This is a genomic window from Streptomyces griseomycini (genome assembly GCF_014203535.1).
GTDB lineage: Bacteria > Actinomycetota > Actinomycetes > Streptomycetales > Streptomycetaceae > Streptomyces > Streptomyces griseomycini.
The window spans coordinates 18,897-36,419 of sequence record NZ_JACHJI010000019.1 but is presented as its reverse complement, the minus strand read 5'-3'; the positions used below and the strand labels follow the sequence as shown (position 1 = coordinate 36,419).

17 protein-coding genes are annotated in these 17,523 nt (G+C 72.5%); 7 read left to right on the top strand and 10 right to left on the bottom strand.

Features of this window, described 5'->3' with window-relative positions; all coding sequences use genetic code 11:
- Positions 1-90: 90 nt before the first annotated feature.
- Positions 91-687 (bottom strand): CGNR zinc finger domain-containing protein, encoded by a 597-nt coding sequence (locus FHS37_RS33940; RefSeq protein ID WP_184828382.1) that lies wholly within the window; start codon positions 685-687, stop codon positions 91-93.
- A 38-nt stretch (positions 688-725) separates the two neighbouring features.
- Here FHS37_RS33940 and FHS37_RS33935 point away from each other — a divergent pair, with 38 nt between their 5' ends.
- Positions 726-1,949, top strand: coding sequence for an MFS transporter (locus FHS37_RS33935; protein ID WP_184828482.1), 1,224 nt, complete (start codon positions 726-728; stop codon positions 1,947-1,949).
- Positions 1,950-2,373: 424 nt separating this feature from the next.
- Here FHS37_RS33935 and FHS37_RS33930 read toward each other — a convergent pair whose 3' ends face one another.
- Complete coding sequence (locus FHS37_RS33930) at positions 2,374-3,258, bottom strand: NAD(P)-dependent oxidoreductase (RefSeq protein WP_184828380.1); 885 nt, start codon at positions 3,256-3,258, stop codon at positions 2,374-2,376.
- 148 nt (positions 3,259-3,406) lie between these two features.
- Between FHS37_RS33930 and FHS37_RS33925 the strand changes: the two genes are divergently transcribed.
- Positions 3,407-4,495 (top strand): GlxA family transcriptional regulator, encoded by a 1,089-nt coding sequence (locus tag FHS37_RS33925; RefSeq protein WP_413790264.1) that lies wholly within the window; start codon positions 3,407-3,409, stop codon positions 4,493-4,495.
- A gap of 299 nt (positions 4,496-4,794) precedes the next feature.
- On the opposite strand, the gene FHS37_RS33920 is transcribed toward FHS37_RS33925, so the two are convergent.
- Together FHS37_RS33920 and FHS37_RS33915 are read right to left on the bottom strand one after the other, a co-directional pair.
- Positions 4,795-5,394 (bottom strand): dihydrofolate reductase family protein, encoded by a 600-nt coding sequence (locus FHS37_RS33920; RefSeq protein ID WP_184828376.1) that lies wholly within the window; start codon positions 5,392-5,394, stop codon positions 4,795-4,797.
- Positions 5,391-6,254, bottom strand: coding sequence for a metalloregulator ArsR/SmtB family transcription factor (locus FHS37_RS33915; protein WP_184828374.1), 864 nt, complete (start codon positions 6,252-6,254; stop codon positions 5,391-5,393). Before FHS37_RS33915 ends, FHS37_RS33920 begins: the two co-directional genes overlap by 4 nt.
- Positions 6,255-6,481: 227 nt before the next feature.
- On the opposite strand from FHS37_RS33915, the gene FHS37_RS33910 reads away from it, so the two are divergent.
- From FHS37_RS33910 to FHS37_RS33900, 3 genes are read left to right on the top strand one after another with little or no spacing between them, the layout of a single operon-like run.
- The gene (locus tag FHS37_RS33910; protein ID WP_184828372.1) at positions 6,482-6,886 is read left to right on the top strand and encodes a GntR family transcriptional regulator; all 405 of its coding nucleotides are present in this window, start codon (positions 6,482-6,484) and stop codon (positions 6,884-6,886) included.
- Positions 6,883-7,779: an ABC transporter ATP-binding protein gene (locus tag FHS37_RS33905; protein ID WP_184828370.1), complete on the top strand. Its 897-nt coding sequence runs from the start codon at positions 6,883-6,885 to the stop codon at positions 7,777-7,779. The genes FHS37_RS33910 and FHS37_RS33905 overlap by 4 nt, the downstream gene beginning before the upstream one ends.
- Entirely contained in the window at positions 7,776-8,786 is a 1,011-nt protein-coding gene (locus tag FHS37_RS33900) for an ABC-2 membrane transporter-related protein (protein WP_184828368.1), read from the top strand. The genes FHS37_RS33905 and FHS37_RS33900 overlap by 4 nt, the downstream gene beginning before the upstream one ends.
- A gap of 245 nt (positions 8,787-9,031) precedes the next feature.
- Here FHS37_RS33900 and FHS37_RS33895 read toward each other — a convergent pair whose 3' ends face one another.
- Entirely contained in the window at positions 9,032-9,595 is a 564-nt protein-coding gene (locus FHS37_RS33895; protein ID WP_184828366.1) for a hypothetical protein, read from the bottom strand.
- 151 nt (positions 9,596-9,746) lie between these two features.
- Between FHS37_RS33895 and FHS37_RS33890 the strand changes: the two genes are divergently transcribed.
- Positions 9,747-11,000, top strand: a complete 1,254-nt coding sequence (locus FHS37_RS33890) for a GNAT family N-acetyltransferase (RefSeq protein ID WP_184828364.1) — start codon at positions 9,747-9,749, stop codon at positions 10,998-11,000.
- 430 nt (positions 11,001-11,430) lie between these two features.
- Here the strand turns inward: FHS37_RS33890 and FHS37_RS33885 are convergent, their stop codons facing one another.
- Positions 11,431-12,039 (bottom strand): TetR/AcrR family transcriptional regulator, encoded by a 609-nt coding sequence (locus tag FHS37_RS33885; protein ID WP_184828362.1) that lies wholly within the window; start codon positions 12,037-12,039, stop codon positions 11,431-11,433.
- A gap of 94 nt (positions 12,040-12,133) precedes the next feature.
- Here FHS37_RS33885 and FHS37_RS33880 point away from each other — a divergent pair, with 94 nt between their 5' ends.
- Positions 12,134-12,883, top strand: coding sequence for an SDR family oxidoreductase (locus FHS37_RS33880; RefSeq protein WP_184828360.1), 750 nt, complete (start codon positions 12,134-12,136; stop codon positions 12,881-12,883).
- A 407-nt stretch (positions 12,884-13,290) separates the two neighbouring features.
- Here the strand turns inward: FHS37_RS33880 and FHS37_RS33875 are convergent, their stop codons facing one another.
- The 4 genes from FHS37_RS33875 to FHS37_RS33860 all read right to left on the bottom strand — a co-directional run bounded on the left by FHS37_RS33875 (position 13,291) and on the right by FHS37_RS33860 (position 17,098).
- On the bottom strand, positions 13,291-13,890 hold the full coding sequence (locus tag FHS37_RS33875) for a hypothetical protein (protein ID WP_184828358.1): 600 nt from the start codon (positions 13,888-13,890) through the stop codon (positions 13,291-13,293).
- Positions 13,891-14,076: 186 nt separating this feature from the next.
- Entirely contained in the window at positions 14,077-14,478 is a 402-nt protein-coding gene (locus FHS37_RS33870; protein ID WP_184828356.1) for a DUF6009 family protein, read from the bottom strand.
- Entirely contained in the window at positions 14,475-15,989 is a 1,515-nt protein-coding gene (locus tag FHS37_RS33865) for a DNA primase family protein (protein WP_184828354.1), read from the bottom strand. The genes FHS37_RS33870 and FHS37_RS33865 overlap by 4 nt, the downstream gene beginning before the upstream one ends.
- Positions 15,986-17,098, bottom strand: a complete 1,113-nt coding sequence (locus FHS37_RS33860; RefSeq protein WP_184828352.1) for a bifunctional DNA primase/polymerase — start codon at positions 17,096-17,098, stop codon at positions 15,986-15,988. Before FHS37_RS33860 ends, FHS37_RS33865 begins: the two co-directional genes overlap by 4 nt.
- Between the last annotated feature and the right edge of the window lie 425 nt (positions 17,099-17,523).

Below are 17,523 nucleotides of genomic sequence, written 5' to 3'. Positions count from 1 at the left end.
CTTCCGGCCCGCTCGGCACGGTGACGTGCCCGGTACACGGCTGACCTGTCATGGCGAAGGCTGAGCGGTCCCGTACCGGATCGGTGCGCCTCATCCGGTTTCGCCCGGCTGCCCGGCGGAGCGCGACCGTCGATGGGCTGCGACTCGTTCGCGGGTCGCGCATCGTCGGGAGCAGTAGCGGCGTTCCGGGCCGCTGCCCTGGGTGATGAAAACGTTCCGGCAGCTGGGTGAGGCACAGATCCTGCCGGGTGGGCGTTGGCGGTCCCAGACGAGGACGGCCAGGGCCATGCAGGACGAGGCGAGGAGCCACTCGTCCCAGGGGGAGTCGTCGTCGTGGTCGAGGTGAGGATGCCAGGGGGTGCTGCCGCCGTGTGAGGTCAGGCGGAGCGGTCCGGTGTGGTCCTTCAGGATGCGGTTGAGGGCGGCCGCGGCGTCGTCGGCGTGCTCCGCGGCGAAGACCTGCCGCAGCAGTGCGGCTGCCGCGCGCATCCCGGCGATGTCGTGGGTGGTGATGCCGATGGGATCGGTCTCACCGTATGCGCGGAGCACGTCGGCGACATCGGCCGGGGCGGGGCGGTCGTCGGCGAGGGCGTTGACCAGGGCTGCGGTCCGCCGCGCCGTTGTCAGCACGGAGTGCCGGGTGGACCAGTCGTCGCTGTTGAGGGACACGGATGCAATGTAACGCATCTTGTGTGGTTTTGAGTTACCTCCGTAACGTCCTGCTCATGAGAAAGCGTTACCCACTTCGCTTGTACCTCGCGGGAGCAGTGACGGCTCGTGCCGGGGACGAGATGTCGGGACCGGCGCTGATGCTGGCAGGGTTCGCCCTGACTGGATCGGCCCTCGAAGCGTCGTCGCTGCTTGCGGGCATCACCGTCTCCGCTGCAGTCGGTGGGCCGGTGCTGGGGACGCTCCTCGACAGGGCAGGGCGGCCGGGACGCCTGCTGGCCGGTGCCCTCGTCCTGTATGCGGCCGGGCTGGGAATGATCGTTGCGGGACTGGGGCGGTTGCCGTTCGCTGTCACTGTCCTGATCGCGGTGTTGACAGGGCTGCTGGGACCGGCCCTCTCGGGCGGTTGGACGGCCCAGCTTCCGCGTGTGCTGCCGGGGGACCGCTTGCCCCGGGCGAACGCGCTCGACGCCATGACGTTCAGCGTGGCGGGTCTCGCTGGTCCGGCTCTCGCCGGCGGCGTGGCAGAGGCGCTGGGAGCCCCGACGGCCGTGGTGGTCTCCGTGGTGCTCATCGCCTTGGCGCTGCCCGCCGCGTGGCGGCTGCCCGCCCGTCCCCGTCGGGCGCCGGGCACCAGGACGACTTCAGTGATCAGCGACCTTGCTGCCGGAATGCGGGTCATCGCCGGAAGACCGGCACTGGCCCGGGCGACCCTCGTCTCGATCGTCTCCTGCGTCGCCCAGGGAATGCTGATGGCGTGCATCCCGCTCCTGGGCGAACGCGTCCTGGGCGGGGCCGGCCACGGCGCGGCGCTGCTCTCCTGCGCGGCGGTCTCCGCCTTGGCGGCCAACGCCGTACTCGCCCGGTTTCCGCGTGCAGTCGCCCCCGACACGATCATCTGGGCCAGTGCCCTCCTTCAGGCCGCCGCGTTGGCCTTCGCCGTGTGGAGCCAGCCGGTTGCGCTCATCGTGGCCGTGCTCACAGCGGGGATCGGTGAGGGATCCCAGCTGACCGCCCTGTTCGCCGTTCGCCACCGAGAGGCACCCGAGCACCTGCGGGGCCAGATCTTCACCACCGGCGCCAGCCTGAAGATCACTGGGTTCGCCCTGGGCGCAGCGGTTGCCGGACCGCTCGTGATCTGGTCCCTTCCGGGTGCACTGGCATCCGCAGCGAGCGTGGCGGCCCTCGCGGCACTGGCGTTCTTCGCGGTCCCGCCGGCCACCACGTCCGGCCCCGAACGATCACTCGACGCCCAGGCCGGGACCGTCGGGCCCTCGTAGCCGCACTCGCGGCACCGGCCGAGCCAGGACGGCACCCCGGCCCGGCGGGAGTTCCAGGTGTCGACCGCCGCCGTGCCCCGGAGCAGTTCGGGGCCCGCCGGTCTCGTCGTCCGCGGCCGAAGCCGGCGGCCGCCCCCCCGCTGATCCGCCAGCGGCCGGAGAACGTCACCTCAGGTGACGGACCAGGCTGCCGCGGGTATCGGGGTGTCACCCGTGGAACATCTTCGGGCCGGTCCCGCCGCCGACGGCCCGTCAGCCGCCCACCGGCACCGACGCGGGCTCAGCGCAGGATCTGACACGGATGTTCCCCAGACCCCTGACCAGTCCCGGTCGGCTCCCCCGAGGAGGGCGGCCGGGCAGCCGTCGGTGGCGGCGGGAGCCGTCGGGGCCGGTGCGGGACGGGCGGCGGCCGTCGGCGCGGCGGTCATGTGCCGTCCGCCGGGTTCCTCAGGACCTCGATCACGCTCGCGTAGCTGTCGGAGCCGTGGCCTGCGGCCTTCGCCCGTTCCATGGTGGACCTCAGGAGTTCGGGCAGGGCGTTGTCGACGCCGCGGGCCGCCGCGGCGTGGATGAGGTGGTCGACGGCCGCGATCTGCACGTCGATCGTGGCGTCGTCGCCCGGGTAGCGGCCGGCGTCCACCTGGGGCGCGTAGGTGGTCAGGAAGCCGGCCACGGCGGTCAGCCAGCGGATCGCGACGGGGGTGAAGTCCGTGGCCGGCGTCTTCTCGGTGCCGACCAGTGCGGTGCCGTGCAGCCAGCCGGTCATGGTGGACCACATCAGGCCGAGCAGGGCGGCGTCGTAGAGGGAGGCCAGGCCCGGGTCGGTGCCCAGGTGCAGGGGGTCGCCCAGGGACGCCAGCGTCGGACGGTGGGCTTCGAAGGCGGCGTGGGAACCGCTGTAGAGGAACATCATCTCGGGGCTGCCGACCCCCGGCGGGGTGGTCATGATCGCGCCGTCGAGGTAGTCGGCGGCGTGCGACCGGGCCCATGCGGCGGCCTGCCGGGCCTGCTCCGGGGAACCGGAGGTGAGGTTGACCAGGACCTTGCCCGCGAGGGAGCCGGCGACGGGGTCGAGGACGCCGTGCAGCGCCTCGTAGTCCAGTACGCAGGCGATGGTCAGCGGGCTCGCCGCGATCGCCTCCTCGGGTGTGGCGGCCGGGCGGGCACCCCGGTCGACCAGCGGCCGGGCCTTGTGCGCCGAGCGGTTCCACACGGTCGTCTCGTGGCCCCGCTCCAGCAGTACGGCGGCCAGCGCCGAGCCCATCGAGCCCAGTCCCATGACGGTCACTGCCGGGCGATCAGAATGCATGTCACGACTCCCTGTACGTCCGCCTGCGGCGGTCGGTCACCTGAGGACCAAGATCGCAGCGCGCGGCGGCCCGGAACAGTGACACCGGTGACGGTGATCACCAAATTCCTGCCATACCCTTCGGGGCATGAATCCTGGTTCCGTCGCCGTGGTCGTGACCGAGGACATCGGGGTCCCCTCGTGGGACCTGTACGAGTTGAGCATCCCCTGCACCGTCTTCGGGAAGCCGCAGCCCGACCTGGCCGACCCCTGGTACGACCTGCGGCTGTGCGGTACGCGGGAGAGCCGGCGGGACGGCTCCGCGACCGGGACCGGGCTGTCGGTGCGGACCCGCCACGGGCTCGACGACCTCGTCGGCGCCGACACGGTCATCGTGCCCTCGGTGCCCGACCCCTGCGTCGACGAGGGCAGACCGCTGCCGCAGGAACTGATCACGGCCCTGCGCCGCGCCTACGACGCGGGCGCCCGCATGGTCTCCCTGTGCACCGGCGCCTTCGCGCTCGCCGAGGCGGGGCTGCTCGACGGACGGCGCGCCACCGCCCATTGGATGCACACCGCTCAACTGGCCGAGCGCTACCCGAAGGTACGAGTCGACGACTCGGTGCTGTACGTGGACGAGGGCGATGTGCTCACCAGCGCCGGGCTGACCGCCGGACTCGACCTCTGCCTCCACCTGGTGCGCCGTGACCTGGGCGCACACGTCGCCAATCAGCTGGCCCGCCGGATGGTGGTGCCCGCGCACCGGCCCGGCGGCCAGGCGCAGTTCATCGACCTGGCCGTGCCCACCACGGACGACGGGAGCCTGGGACCCGTGCTGGACTGGGCCCGTGCGCACCTGGACCAGCCCCTGACGATCGAGGACCTGGCACGGCGCGCGGCGATGAGCCTGCGGACCTTCCACCGGCGGCTCCAGGCCGCCACCGGGACGACTCCGCTCCAGTGGCTCCTCAACCAGCGCCTGGGACGGGCCCAGAGCCTGCTGGAATCGACGGACCTGCCCGTCGAGAAGGTCGCGGAGCTGAGCGGCCTCGGCACGGCGAACAACCTCCGCCACCACTTCCTCAAACAGATCGGGGTGTCACCGAGCAGCTACCGGCGGGCCTTCCCCCGGACGATGCCCGAGGCGTCCCCGTACCCGCTCGGGAGCCGGTCCCGGGGCGGAGCGGGCCGACGGCGGGTCGACCGCGGCGCATCCGGTGCCCCGGTGACGCCGGGGGCGACGGAGCCGGACGACTGATACCGGCCCGACGGCCCCGGAGTACCACGTGCTGCGCATGTGCTGCGCATCGAGCCGTGCGGCGGATCGTGCCCGGCCCGGTCCTCCGCGCCCCCGTCAGCCCCGCACGGCCGGCCTCGGCGGTCCGCGACGACGAGGATGTCGCCGACCGACCGCGCACGGGGACACCACGAAGGGCTTCCAGGACCTCATCGCCTCCGACCGGTGGGCGGCGGCCGCGCCCGCACAGCGTCGCGGGGCCGCTCCCCTCGGCCTGCCGGGCCGGCCGGCCCGCCCGCCGAGTGCGCTGATCGGCCGGGTCAGCGCACTCGGTCGTAGACCAAGGCGATCTCGCCCAGGTCGCCGGTCTCCTGATGGGTGAGCTTCCAACTCGTGCCCGGCAGGCCGTCGTCGAACAGCCGCTGCCCGCCCCCGACGATCTCGGGGAAGATCATGAGGTACAGCCGGTCCAGCAGGTCCGCCGCGAGGAGCGCCTTGATGACGCTGGCGCTGCTGTTGACGAGGATGTCGCCCTCACCGGTGGTCCTGAGGCCGGCGACGACCTCTGCGGCGGGGGCGTCCACCACGCGGCTGTGTTCCCACGGCGCCTCGGCCAGAGTGGTCGAGAAGACCACCTTCTCCGTGTCGACCAGCCACTTCGCATATCCACGATCACGCGGATCGGCGTTCTCGTCCGCGGCGACCGACGGCCAGTACCCCAGGAATCCCTCGGCGTTGACCCTGCCGAGAAGCGCCGTCGTCGCGCCCTCCCGGATGCGGGTGAGGTGGTTGCGCGCGACCTCGGTGGTCACGTACGGGGCGAACGCGCCGAAGTCGTCGGCCCCGCCGGGACCGTTGTAGCGCCCGTCGAGGCTGAGAGCCAGGTTCGCGGTCACCCTGCGGCCGGTCGAGTCGGTCACTTCGCGCTCCTCGTGTCGGTGCTGTCGGTGCTGTCGGTGCCGTGCGGGTCTGCGGCGAGGGCCGCCATGAGCTTGTCGAGGCTCTGGCCGAAGCCGATCTCGATGCCCGCGACGAAGTCGGCGGAGTCGACCGTGCTGTCCGTGATCCGCCAGTGGACGTCGAGGTCCGTGCCGGTGTCGGTGGGCCTCAGGCCGAGGTCGACGTGGGCAGTGAACGCGATGCCCCCGTCGGGCGACACGGGAGAGAGCCGGTAGCGGAGGCGCTCACCGGGGCGCACGTCCTCGACGACTCCCTCCGCCCGGCCGGCGACCGGGTCGGAGCCGTCGGCGTCCTCGGCGTCGCGGTACTCCTGGACGATCCGCCCACCCGCTCGCGCCTCGAAGACGAGCTCGGAGACGCGAAGGTCGTCCGGCGTCCACCAGCGGGCGAGCAGGGACGCCTCGGTGAGGTGGCGCCAGACCAGCTCGGGGGGCCCCGCCAGCGACCGGTGGAACCTGAACAGGCGGCCGTCGGCCCACCCCGGCTCCTCCGCGGCGAGCCGCTCCGCGCGGAGACCGAGTCCGTAGCGGTCGTAGGTCGCGCGCGGGCCGCCGTCCTGGTCCGCGGTGTCGGCGAGCCGGTTCAGCGCAGCCGCCAGGTCCCGCAGGGGGGCGGGCTGGAGCGCGTAGATGCGGCGCTGGCCCGTGCGCTGCGAGGTGACGATGCCGGCACGTTCAAGGGTCTGCAGGTGCTTGGTCGTCTGCGGCTGGCGCGCCTCGGCGAGCCGGGCGAGAACGCCGACCGGGCGGGGCCGCTCGGCCAGCAGTCTCACGAGCCGCCAGCGGGCCGGGTCGGCCAGCGCGGCGAGGAGTGCGTTCATGAGCACTACTATTCTCCACAGAGAATATTCTTGTCAAGGAATATACCTCGGTCGCTCCGGTCGGGCCGGGAGATGCCGGCAGTCGGTCGTCCCCCGGCACCCGGGCGAGGTCCGGCGCTCGCCGGACCTCGCGGCCGGCCCCCTTCAGCGCCGGGCGGTCGGCGCCCGCGGCGCGCGCCTTGCCGAACCGTCGACCCAGAGAGCTATAGTGCTAGGCAACTAGATAAATGGAGGAACCGGTGATTGAGTTCCACCTGAACAGCCGGTCCGGCCTGCCCCCGTACCAGCAGCTGGTCCAGCAGGTGAGGCACGCCCTGCGCCTGGGCCTGCTGAACGAGGGGGACCGGCTGCCGACCGTCAAGGACGTGGCGAAGCAGATGGCGGTCAACCCGAACACGGTGCTCAAGGCGTACCGGGAGCTGGAGCACGACGGCCTGGTGGCCGCCCGTCCCGGTGTCGGGACGTTCGTGACCCGGACGCTGGCCGACGGCACGCTCGCCGCGCACGGACCGCTCCGCAAGGACCTGCAGCGCTGGCTGACCAAGGCCCGCCTGGCCGGGCTCGACGACGAGAGCATCGAGGCCCTGTTCATGAACACGTTCCGCAACGCCGCCGGGGAGGACGTAGCGTGAGCGCCGTCTTGCGAGCCCAGGGCCTGGGCAAGAGGTACAGACAGCGCTGGGCGCTGCAGAACTGCGACCTGGACGTCCCCGCCGGCCGGGTGGTCGGCCTGGTCGGCCCCAACGGCGCCGGCAAGTCGACCTTATTGAACCTGGCCTCCGGCATGCTCACCCCGACGGCCGGGACCATCGAGGTATGCGGCGGCCGTCCTGCCGCGAGTGCGGAGCAGCTGGCCAAGGTCGGCTTCGTCGCCCAGGACACCCCGACCTACGCCGCGCTGAGCGTCGCCGACCACCTCGACCTCGGCAGGCGCCTCAACCCGAACTGGGACGACCACGTGGCGCGCGACCGGATCCGTCGCCTCGGTCTGGACCCCAAGCAGCGGGCCGGCAAGCTGTCCGGCGGCCAGCGCGCGCAGCTCGCCCTCACCCTGGGCATCGCCAAGCGCCCGGAACTGCTGATCCTGGACGAGCCGGTCGCGGCCCTGGACCCCCTCGCCCGACGGGAGTTCATGCAGGACCTGATGGAGGCCGTCGCCGAGCACGAGCTGAGCGTCCTGCTCTCCTCCCACCTGGTCTCCGACGTGGAGCGGACCTGCGACCACATCATCGTCCTGGTCGACTCCCGGGTGCAGGTGGCCGGCGACATCGACGACCTGGTCGCCTGCCACCACCGGCTCACCGGACCGCGCCGGGCCCCGGACACGCTCCCGGCCGGCCAACACGTCATCACCGCCAGCCACACCGACCGGCAGACCACCCTCCTGGTGCGCACCGACACCGCGGTCCACGATCCGGCCTGGACCGTCAGCCCGCTCGGTCTGGAGGACATCGTCCTGGCCTACATGACCCGGCCCGCCGATGCGGTACGCGACACCCGGCCCGCACTGGAGGTACTCCGATGATCTGGCTGACCTGGCGTCAGTTCCGCACCCAGGCCGCCGTGCTGTTCGCCGCCGTGGCCGTCCTCGCCGCCACCCTCGCGGTCTCCGGCCCGCGTCTGGCCGACCTCTACCGGACGGCCGGCAGCGGCCTGGTGGACCAGGTCTCCCGTGCGGACCAGACCCTCTACTACACCGGACTGCTGGTCGTGCTCGCCGTGCCGGCGGTCATCGGGATGTTCTGGGGCGCGCCGCTGATCGCCCGGGAACTGGAGACCGGCACCCACCACCTCGCGTGGAACCAGGGCGTCACCCGCACCCGCTGGCTGGCGACCAAGCTGGGCCTCGGTGCGGCGGCCTCCATGACCGCCGCCGGACTGACCAGCCTCGCGGTGAGCTGGTGGAGCAGCCCCATCGACCGGGCCGTCAACGGCGGCGGCGCGACGGACACGTACTTCCCTCGGCTCGACCCCGTGGCCTTCGCCGCACGGGGTGTCGTCCCCATGGCCCATGCCGCCTTCGCCTTCGTCCTGGGCGTCGCCCTCGGCCTGGTCATCCGCCGCACCCTGCCCGCGATGGCCACCACGTTCGCCCTCTACGCCGCCGTCCAGATCGCCGTGCCGACGTGGGTCCGGCCCCACCTGGCCGCCCCGGACCGGACCACCGTGCCGATCGAGCCCGACGGCGCCCCCATCAGCGTCCAGGACGAGGCCGGGCAGATCATCGCGCACCTCGACGAGGTGCCCGGGGCCTGGATCACCTCCCAGCAGACGCTGGACGCCGCCGGTCAGCCGGCCCCCGTGCCGTCGTCCTTCCCCGACTGCCTGCGCACCGAGTCGGGCCCGCCCACCCTGCAGCAGTTCGAAGGCTGCATCGCCGACCTCGGCGCCCTGGGCTACCAGCAGCAGGTGACGTACCAGCCCGCCGGGAACTTCTGGGCCCTCCAATGGGCCGAGACCGGGCTCCACCTCGGCCTCGCCCTGGCCCTGACCGGGTTCTGCGCCTGGTGGATCCGCCGCCGGGTGACCTGACGGACGCCGGCCCCACTGCGGGAGCACCCGTGCGGGGCGGCCGGGACCCGGCCGCCGCTCACGGCGTCGGCAGGGTCCTCCCACCGTGCGAGACCAGGCTCGCCGGGACCGGCTGTCCCGTCGGCCTTCAGGGCCGCTGCAGGCACCGGCTCGTCGGCACGGGGTTCACCTCGGCACCCTGGCGCCGGCGTCGTGGAAGCGGACGGCGCGGTGACGGATGTGATCACGTCGTGGGTCACACCGCGTCAGGTCGCGGACCGGCCGTCGACGCGGTACTCCTCGGAGGGCATCGAGTCCCGTTCGGTATGCGCGCCGTCGCGCCTCACCATGAACAACGGACGCGATCGGAGGACCCGCCCGACCGGTTGCCCGCGCACCACGACCCCGGCGTCATCCGGTACCGCGTAGCCCTCGGGCGTGTAGCGGAAGGGCACGTCCACTGCCTCGGCACACGCGATGACGTCGCTCTCCAGCTCCGACAGGTCCCTCCCGACCAGCGGGAGTCCGTCGTACGCGACCTGGGGACCGTGCACGGCGTCGACAGCGATGCAGAACAGCCCCGCGGCCCGGCTCACACAGGCCGTGACGGCAGGCGGCGAGGAGGCCGCCCCGCGACGGTGGACCTCGACCTTCCGGGTCGGCGAGAAGACCGCGTGGTCCCGTGCGCACTCGCTGACCTCCGTCCGGCCGAGCGTCTCGGCCGCCTCGGCCACTTCGCCGGCGGTCATGCCGAACCGGAGCGGCCCGACGCCGACAGCCGGCGCACAGGACCACTCGTCCCGTTCGACGGCTCCGTTCTCGAGCGCCATGGTCGATCCTCCAGGGACACCCGGGACTTGCCGCCGCCCATCATGTCAGTCGCCGACCGGCGGACTGCCGGGTGCCGCCCAGCGCGCGCCGAGGGCGGACCGGCTGCGGGCGGGGTCGTCAGCCCCGTCACGGGTGTTGTACACATGTCCGATGACTGCTTCCCAGTTCCGGGTCCGCTGTGTGGCCGAGCAGGAGTTCGTCCCCTGGGCGCGGATGATCGCCGACACCTACGGCCTGGACCGGTCGGAGGAGGAGCTGGCCGATCAGCGAGCCGCGACGGACCTCGCCCGCACCCTGGCCGTGTTCGACGAGGGCGAGCCGGTCGCCGGTGCCTCCGTCTACCGCCGGATGCTGACCGTGCCCGGTGGCGTCCTGCCCGTGGCGGGGATCGCCTCGGTGGGCGTGGCCCCGACGCACCGCCGCCGCGGCATCCTCACCTCGATGATGCGTGCCCAGCTGACCGACCTGCACGAGCGGCGACGAGAGGCGGTCGCCGCGCTCCGTCCCTCCGAGGCCGGCATCTACGGACGGTACGGCTACGGCCCCGCGACCGTCGGCAACCGGATGCGCTGCGACCGGCGCGCCATGCGGTTCCATCCGGACACCGACTTCGGCGACGGAACCGTCCGGCTGCACCACGCCGACCAGGCCCGCCCCCTCCTCGAGGAAATCTACGACCGGGTCCGCGCCACCACGGTCGGCTGGCCCGACCGGCAGGCGGCCCACTGGGCGGTGCGCCTCGCCGACCACCCGCACCGGCGCGGCGGCGCGACCTCGTTCCGGTTCGCCGTGCACCACGAGCGCGACGGACGCGCCACCGGCTACGCGCTCTACCGGCACAACTCCGTCCCGGACGGGTCCGGCGGCAGTGCCGCGGTGGTGGAGGTGGCGGAACTGGCGGCGTGCTCGCGCCGGGCGTACGCGGCGCTGTGGCGCTTCCTCGCCGGGATCGACCTGGTGGCCCGGATCGACTACGAGGGCGCCCTGGACGAGCCCCTGCCGCACCTGCTCGTCGAGCCCCGGGCGGTCCAGGCCGCACCGGTGGACCGCCTGTGGCTGCGGCTGGCCGACGTGGACAGGGCCCTGGCCGGCCGGAGTTACAGCCTTCCGCTGGACCTCGTGCTGGACGTGCGGGACGACTTCTGTCCGTGGAACAGCGGGCGCCACCGGCTGCAGGCCGAAGCGGGCAACGCCCACTGCGAGCCCACGACCACTCCGGCCGACCTGCGGCTGACGGCGGCGGAACTCGGCGCGGCCTTCCTCGGCGGCACCTCGCTGACGGCCCTCGCGGCCGCCGGCCTCGTCGAGGAACTGCGAAGCGGTGCGCTCTCCCGGGCCTCGGCGGCCTTCCGCGGCGAACGCGAACCCTGGTACCCCGGCGGCTGGGCCTTCCCGCTCTACTGAACGGTCCTCCCGACACCACTGCTGCAGACGCGGACTCCCCCTGCGGTGCCGCCGTTCCCCTCGCGGAGCACCACGCCCTCACCGGGCACCGGAACGAGCCGGCCGACCACGTCCACCGCCTGCCCGGCACCGGCACGGACCGGTACAGACGCGACCGCGCACCGGACGCGCTGACGGTGGCTCTCCGAGGATTCGGCCTGCCGACCGCCCTGGTCCACGAGATCGATGCCCGTGCTGAGCGGCGGGTGGAGAAGCAGCTGACGACCACCGTCGACAAGCCCGACGGGGTCGTACGCCGGGCCCTGTTCCCGGCGGTCGGGAGAAGACGCTCAAGGACCTGGTGGCCGGGACGAAGGCGCCCTCACCCCCACCCACGAGGCGTTCCGGTCCGCGGCCGGACACCGCACGGCCTCCGGGTGCCGGGTGGTCCTCAGGCGAGCGGCCAGTTGCGCAGGGCGGCGTCGGCCATCTCCTGGAGTTCGTCGCGGGCGACACCGCTCGCGGCCTGCACGGCGATGCCGAACGCCAAGGTGGTGACGTAGCGGGCCAGGAGTCCCGGATCGGTCCCGGGAGGCAGTTCGCCTTCGTCGACGGCTCGCTGGAACCGCTCCCGCACGCAGGAGCAGCCGTTGTTGCGCCACGCGGCGAGAAGGTCACGGACGCCGCGCCCGGGGTCGCTGGTGGCCAGGGCTCCCTGGACGCCCAGGCACCCGCGGGGACGGGCCGGGCGGGTGGTGGTCCGGATGGTGCCGGCCAGGATCGCGGTGGCGACGCCGAGGGCGGTCGGCTCCTCGAGGGCCCGGGTCAGATATCCGCCGGGGCCTTCGGTGTAGCGCTCCAGGGCCTTGCGGAACAGCTCCTCCTTGTTGCCGAAGGCCGCGTACATGCTGGTGGTGGAGATGCCCATCGCCTCGGTCAGGCCGGCCAGGCTGGCCCCTTCGTAGCCGTGCTCCCAGAAGACCAGCATGGCGCGCTCGAGAGCTTCGTCGGCGTCGAATCCTCGCGGCCGGCCGACGGGGCCGCTCTGTTTGGTTCCCACCCCCGCAGCCTACCTCTTCCGCATCGATCGATGCGGAAGTGCTACCGTTCGACTTCTGCATCGATCGATGCAGAAGTCTGAGGAGGTTGTCCCCATGGGACTGCTTGAGGGAAAGACCGCTCTCGTCACCGGCGGCGGCAGCGGAATCGGCCTGGCCAGCGCGGTACGGCTGGCGGCCGAGGGCGCACACGTGTTCATCACCGGCCGGCGCAAGGCCGAACTCGACGCGGCCGTCGAAGTGATCGGTTCAGCGGCCACCGCGGTGACCGGCGACATCTCGGACCTGGCCGACCTGGACCGCATCTACGAGACGGTCCGCGGCCGGGGACGGGGCCTGGACGTCCTGTTCGCGAACGCCTCCGTCGCCGAGTTCGTGCCGCTCGAGCAGGTCACCGAAGAGCACTTCGACACCCTCTTCGGCATCAACGCCCGGGGCACGCTGTTCACCGTCCAGAAGGCGCTGCCCCTGCTCAACGACGGCGCCTCGGTGATCCTGAACGGCTCCACCAACGTGGATGCCGGCGCGGAGGCGTTCGGCGTGTACGCGGCGACCAAGGCCGCCACCCGATCGTTCGCCCGGACCTGGGCCAACGAACTCAAGGGGCGCGGCATCCGGGTCAACACCGTCACGCCCGGTCCGACCGACACCCCCGGGCTGTCGGGGCTCGCCCCCGACCCGGAGCAGGCCGCCGGCCTCAGGCAGAACCTGGCGGCGCAGGTGCCGCTGGGCCGGCTGGGACGCCCGGAGGAGATCGCCGCCGCCGTGGCCTTCCTCGCCTCCGGGCAGAGCAGCTTCATCACCGGTTCGAGCCTGTACGTCGACGGCGGCCTGAACCAGGTCTGAGTCCCCGTGGCCGCGCATCCGGCGAGGACGACGGCGCCCGGCCGACCGGGTTCGCCCAGACGGGCGGGCCCGGCGGGCCCGATCGCCGGATGGCCGGGCGGACAGGGGCCAGGTCCTCCGGGCGCCCCCGGCACCGGAGTTCCGGCGGCACCGGGGGCGCCGTGAACCGCATCGGGAAGACCGAGAGGCGGCTCCGCGGACGAGCCGGACGCGAGCCGCTCCACAAGGTGATCCTGCTCGGGGGACCGCGAGAACGCGGCCCGGGACAGCGATCCGGACCGATCACGGACGTCGCCCGCACGGCACCGCGGCCGGTCCGAGGCACCTGGTGTCCGGTTCTCGGAGTTCTGCGGTCCGGACCCCGGCAGGGGGATCAGCGCAGCGGGGGGCCGTGGCTGCGGCCAGGGCTACGGCGTGTCGGCGACGGGCAGCCGGGCCAGGGCCTCGGCGAGCTGGCGCACGGTCACCGAGCCCGTCTCGGGCAGGCCGGCCTCGAGCCAGGCCCGGCGGGCGGACTCCTTGTCGCCCTCGGCTGCGGCCAGCACGTTCTCCTTCGCGCTGTGTTCGTGCACGGGGTCGGTGTCCGGGCCGTGGTCGGTCAGGTGAACGACGGTGCGCACCTGCAGCTTGGCGTTGGAGGCCATCTGCTCGTTGAGGCGGTACACGCGCAGCCGGTGTCCGACCAGCGTCCGGGCACGCTCGATCATCGCCCGGCCGGCGTCCGTGTCACCACGGTCGGTGCGCAGGTGCTCCAGCTCTCCGGAAGTGTTGCGGACGACCAGGAGTCCGCGGGTGCTCGTGGGCTCGACGCGCACGGTGAGCAGGGTGGCCGTGAACTGCTTCGCGGCGTCCAGGCGCTGGAGGTCCTGCCCCACCGTGTCGGCGAGGGTGTAGAGGTGGACGGCCCGGGCCCGGACCTGGTCGGTCCAGGCGGCCTCCTCCCCGGGCGGACAGGGGCCGACCGCACGGGCGGCGGCAAGGGTGAGTTCGAGGTCGCGGGGGTTCACCCGCCCCATTCTCCTCTCGTGCTCGCAGCGGGTCGCGACCCGGGAAGGGGGGTACGGCCCCCCCTGCGACGCCGCACCCGGGCAGACCGGCGACGAGCGCGCCGCCCACCCGCAACGGCCACCGCCCGCCTGCTCGGTGTCCCCACCCGCCGGGACCCCGGCGCCACCCGGCTGCCGAAGCCCCGGTCAAAGGGGGAGCGTTATGCCCATCTCCTGCATGGCGGTGGAGGGCGGGCCCCCTTCGGAGCGTTCGGTCTTGCGTCCCTTGCTGCCCGCCTTCAGCGTGCGGGGGTCGACCGCCTCGGCGGGGGCTCCGGTGACGTAGAGGCCGTCGGGGTCGGTGTCGCGGTCGTGGGGGAGCAGCCAGAAGACGCGGCGGCGGAAGGTGCCGGAGGAGCGGGAGGCCTTGGCCCGGGGGCCGAGTTGGGCGTAGCCGATCATGCGGCCGTCGCGGTGGTAGGCGGGCCTGCCGCGCCGGGTGGGGAGGCGGTCGAGGCTCTGCCGGACGTAGTCGAGGTTCTCGATGTCCTCGAGCCAGACGAGCTCGGTCTCGTCACGGATCTCGTCGTCGGTGATGAGGGAGCTCATGGGATCTCCTCCTCCGCGAGCACCGCGATGCCGATGCCTGGGTAGTACTTGCGGGAGTTGGACAGGATCATTTCCTTGGGTGAGGCCAGGCCGACCAGCTCGCGGGCTCGTGCCGCGAAGGCGCGGGAGGAGATGGCGGGTGCGCCTTCGTTCCGGCACCAGGTGCGGTAGGCGGCGTAGAGGCCGGCTTGTTCCGCGCGGTGGTCCGGGCTGAGGACGCAGCACTCCTCGAAGAAACGGCCGGTGTGGTCCTCGGTCTCCGCGTAGGCGGTGGTGGCGATGCGGACGCGTTCGGGGCCGGCGAGGTCCTTGTCACCGGCGAGATAGCGGCGGGCTCCCTCGACGAGCCAGTTGAGGATGCCCGGGCCCTCCTCCCTGACGAGGATGTCGGCGAGGTTGTCGATCTTGCGGTCGTCGGAGACGACCCGTTCGAACGGGATCAGCCGCATGCGGCGCCAGAACGCGAAGCCGCCGGTACCCACTTCGGGGCGGTGGTTGCCCAGCAGCCACAGCTTGTGCGTCGGCTCGAAGGAGAAGAAGTCCTGGCGCATGCGGCGGGCCTTGATGCGGTCACCGCCCGTCAGGAGCTTCACCCGGGCCTCGTCGAACCTGTCACCGGGCTTGACCTCGGAACAGACGATGACCCGCCGCCCGTGGAGCTCGGCCAGGTCGGTGGGATGCCCCTCGTAGGGGCGGGCCATCAGGAAGCCGGGCGGGGCCGCGTCGGCGTAGTCGCCCAGGAGTTTCATGATCACGTCGAGGAGGACGGACTTGCCGTTCTTGCCGGAACCGAAGAGGAACGGCATCACCTGACCACCGACGTCCCCGGTGATCGAATAACCCAGCAGCAACTGCAGGAAACGGACCATCTCCACACCCTCACCGTCCTCGCCGAAGGTGTCGGCGAGGAACCGGTGCCAACGCGGCGTGGGCATCTCCCGGGGGCCGGTGGTGGTGGAGCGGGAGTGGAAGTCCTTGTTGGGGTCGGGGGAGCGGATCAGGCCGGTGCGCAGGTCGACGATGCCCGCGGGGGTGCACAGGACGTAGGGGTCGGCGTCCAGCAGGGCCGCGTTGAGGACCATGCCGGGGGCTGCTTTGGCCTGCACCAGCATCGCGTTCATACCCGCCGTGCTCAGAGCCCGACGACGGTGCTGCTGCAAGGCCTGGACGGTGAAGACACCACGAGGATCGCTGACGGCGATGTTCTCCGCCAGATCCCCCGCCGCCCACATCACCGTGTCGTCCTCATCGATCTGCCAACGCGTGGCATCCCACCGGTACCAACCCAACCCAGGCACATGCCGATAGTCATTGGCATACAACCTGACGAACAACTTGGCATTACCCCGGTCACTGAGCGTATCCGGCACCAACCCCTCAGCAGCCACGTGACCGGCGGGTGGTGGGACCTCCCGGTTCTGGGCGGGTACGGCGGTGGCGTGGGCGACGATCTGGGCGGCCACGGCGTGGGCGTCGAAGTCGAAGAGGCGGTCGTCGGGGTACTCGGTCACGGACGGCTCCCGAGGTCCAGGGGGCGCCGGGAACCCGCGTCCATGCCGCTGCGGATGATCTGAGCCGCCCGCTGGTGCTGGCCCGGCCGGGCCAGTTCGGCGGTCCGCAGAAGGACTTCGTGGGCCGCCTCGTAGGGGAGGTGTCCGCCGGCGACCAGGCCACCGGCGGTGAAGGCCGCCCGGTTGAGTTTGTCGGTGAAGCCCGCGCCCTCGGAGACCGCCCCGCAGGCGGCGACGTCCTCGAGGAGGCCCGCGAGGACACGGCCGGCCCGGTCGCGGCCGCCGCCCGCCTCGATGACGGCCTGTCGGGCCCTGGGCGGCACGGGGCGCGGGGCAGGGGACCGGACGGCGGGAGCGTGGCCCGTGCGCTCGAGTTCGGCGGCCAGCCAGGCGGGCAGGGGGGCCGGCCGGCGGGCCGGGCCGATCGCGGTGTACGTTCCCGCGGGCGTGGTGGTCCCGGGCGCGATGATGTAGCCGCCGTGGGCGCGTACGTCGACCTGCCAGGCCAGGGCGCGGCCGCCGGTGGAGCCGGTGGAGCACTGCCAGCGGCGGCTGTCGGTCGCCTGGTACCAGATGTGCATGCCGCCGGAGGGGGTTCTCACCCGCAGCGTCGTGGTGTCCTGCGCGGGGCTGGGGTGGCCGGCCAGGGCCGCCAGGACGGCGAGGGTGTGGAACCCGGTGGAGAGGCCCGTCAGGTCGACGTGCTCGCTGATCTCGATGCCGGGCAGCAGACGGTCGCGTGGGGGCAGTCGCCTGTCCTGGTGGGCGTCGACGTCGATGACGACGAGGCCTGCGGGCCCGCAGGCGACGCCGACGCCGAAGTGCGGGTTGGCGGACCACCACTGGTCGATGCGTTCCGGGTCGAGGGTCGCCGCCTTGAAGCCGTGGCACCAGCGGCCAGCCGCGCGGCAGGGGCAGCCGTCGTGGGTGTGGCCGGGCCTGCGGCAGGCGTCGCAGTTGGCCGCGGGGGTCTTGCGGCCCGGGGAGAGGGGGAGGACGGGCCAGCCCTGCTGGGCGCACCACTGAGCGGTGACCAAGGGGGCAGCGACCGAAGGGGCAGGGGGCGCCGGTCCTGAGTCGCTGCGAGAAAACCGCAGCTCAGCAGGCATGTAGTTCCCCTCACAGCGACCGAAGCGACCGAACGACGGACACAGACTAGCGGAGGCGTCCCGGAGGGGGGCGTGAACGCCGGGAAAACTGCACCCTGTGTCTGCTCCTGAGGCCTCGTCAGGAGGTCCGGGGAAGGAGATCAGCTACCGAAGGCGGGGGGCAGCGACTCTTCGTTTTTCGGTAGCTGTCTCGGTAGCTGGAAGAAATCGCAGGTCAGGAGCCGCAGCGGAGCAAGAAAGCGACTGAAGCGACTGAAGGCTCCTATATATGACGCACACGCGCACGCAGGAAGGCTTCATATACCCGGCCTCTGGGTCGCTTCAGTCGCTGAGCCAGAGCGACCCCCCCTCTGACCTGGTCTTTCGCTGTGCCGGAAGGCAGCGACCGAAAGCTGCCCCAGTCGCTGCCGCTTCAGTCGCTGTTC

Excerpts from the sequence above, each read along its gene's own strand:
- FHS37_RS33940 (WP_184828382.1), bottom strand. The coding sequence starts at position 687 with ATGCGTTACATTGCATCCGTGTCCCTCAACAGCGACGACTGGTCCACC.
- FHS37_RS33935 (WP_184828482.1), top strand. The coding sequence starts at position 726 with ATGAGAAAGCGTTACCCACTTCGCTTGTACCTCGCGGGAGCAGTGACG.
- FHS37_RS33930 (WP_184828380.1), bottom strand. The coding sequence starts at position 3,258 with ATGCATTCTGATCGCCCGGCAGTGACCGTCATGGGACTGGGCTCGATG.
- FHS37_RS33915 (WP_184828374.1), bottom strand. The coding sequence starts at position 6,254 with ATGAACGCACTCCTCGCCGCGCTGGCCGACCCGGCCCGCTGGCGGCTC.
- FHS37_RS33910 (WP_184828372.1), top strand. The coding sequence starts at position 6,482 with ATGGAGGAACCGGTGATTGAGTTCCACCTGAACAGCCGGTCCGGCCTG.
- FHS37_RS33900 (WP_184828368.1), top strand. The coding sequence starts at position 7,776 with ATGATCTGGCTGACCTGGCGTCAGTTCCGCACCCAGGCCGCCGTGCTG.
- FHS37_RS33895 (WP_184828366.1), bottom strand. The coding sequence starts at position 9,595 with ATGGCGCTCGAGAACGGAGCCGTCGAACGGGACGAGTGGTCCTGTGCG.
- FHS37_RS33890 (WP_184828364.1), top strand. The coding sequence starts at position 9,747 with ATGACTGCTTCCCAGTTCCGGGTCCGCTGTGTGGCCGAGCAGGAGTTC.
- FHS37_RS33880 (WP_184828360.1), top strand. The coding sequence starts at position 12,134 with ATGGGACTGCTTGAGGGAAAGACCGCTCTCGTCACCGGCGGCGGCAGC.
- FHS37_RS33870 (WP_184828356.1), bottom strand. The coding sequence starts at position 14,478 with ATGAGCTCCCTCATCACCGACGACGAGATCCGTGACGAGACCGAGCTC.
- FHS37_RS33860 (WP_184828352.1), bottom strand. The coding sequence starts at position 17,098 with ATGCCTGCTGAGCTGCGGTTTTCTCGCAGCGACTCAGGACCGGCGCCC.